General features: G+C 61.1%; 1 protein-coding gene. It reads left to right on the top strand.

All coding sequences use genetic code 11. From position 1 onward, the window contains the following. Window positions 1–26 precede the first annotated feature (26 nt). Entirely contained in the window at window positions 27–1,301 is a 1,275-nt protein-coding gene (locus ACFWBU_RS21255; protein WP_378529154.1) for an aromatic ring-hydroxylating dioxygenase subunit alpha, read from the top strand. The last annotated feature ends 115 nt before the right edge of the window (window positions 1,302–1,416 follow it).

The raw sequence follows: 1,416 nt of genomic DNA on the forward strand, positions 1-1,416 counted from the left end.
AGTTCGAAGACGAAAGGTAGAAAGCCTTGCCCCACTTCACCAAACCGGCCGAGGGAAGCTGGACCGAGCACTATCCCGAACTCGGTACCGCCCCGGTCGACTACACCGACTCCATCGACCCCGAATTCTTCGAAGCCGAACGCGAAGCCATCTTCAAAAAGACCTGGCTCTACGTCGGACGCGTCGAACAACTCCCCCGCACCGGCAGCTACTTCACCAAAGAACTCCCCTCCGCCGGCCCCGGAACCTCCCTGATCATCGTCAAAGGCAACGACGGCAAGATCCGCGCCTTCCACAACGTCTGCCGCCACCGCGGCAACAAACTCGTCTGGAACGACTTCCCCCAGGAAGAAACCGCCGGCAGCTGCAAGCAGTTCACCTGCAAATACCACGCCTGGCGCTACAGCCTCGAAGGCGAACTGACCTTCGTCCAGCAAGAAGGCGAATTCTTCGACCTGGACAAGAAGGACTACGGCCTCAAAGACGTCCGCTGCGAAACATGGGAAGGGTTCATCTACATCAACCTCGACCCCAACGCCATCGCACTGGTCGACTACCTCGGCGACTACGCCAAAGAACTCGAAGGCTACCCCTTCGACAAGATGACCGAGGTCTACAGCTACCGCTCCGAAATCGGCGCCAACTGGAAGCTGTTCATCGACGCCTTCGCCGAGTTCTACCACGCACCGATCCTGCACATGAAGCAAGCGGTCAAGGAAGAAGCCGAAAAACTCGCCGGCTACGGCTACGAGGCGCTGCACTACGACCTCCAGCCCCCGCACTCGATGATCTCCTCCTGGGGCGGCATGGCACCGCCGAAAGACCTCAATATGGTCAAGCCCATCGAACGCGTTCTGCGCTCAGGCCTGTTCGGACCCTGGGACAAGCCCGACATCGAGGGCCTCGACGAACTGCCCAAGGCACTCAACCCCGCCAACTTCCACAGCTGGGGCCAGGACAGCTTCGAGTTCTTCCCCAACATGACCCTGCTCATCTGGGAGCCGGGCTGGTACCTGACCTACAACTACTGGCCCACCGCCGTCGACAAGCACATCTTCGAAGCCAGCCTGTACTTCGTCCCCCCGAAGAACGCCCGCGAACGCCTCGCCCAGGAACTCGCCGCGGTCACCTTCAAGGAATACGCCCTCCAGGACGCCAACACCCTCGAAGCCACCCAAACCATGATCGGCACCCGCGCAGTGACCGAATTCCCCCTCTGCGACCAGGAAATGCTCCTGCGCCACCTCCACAAAACCGTCGCAGACTACGTCAAGGAGCACCGCGATGCCGCTGCCAACTGAGTTCTCCGACCTCGAGCCCTACGCCGACTGGGCCCTGGCCACCGAACCCGAGCGCTACGCCAAACGCCTCGCCTCGACCATGCCCGAAATGCAGCAGTTCTACGACGCCGCCTTC

It is taken from the genome of Rhodococcus sp. NPDC060084 (genome assembly GCF_042730335.1).
In the GTDB taxonomy this organism is placed as follows: domain Bacteria; phylum Actinomycetota; class Actinomycetes; order Mycobacteriales; family Mycobacteriaceae; genus Rhodococcus.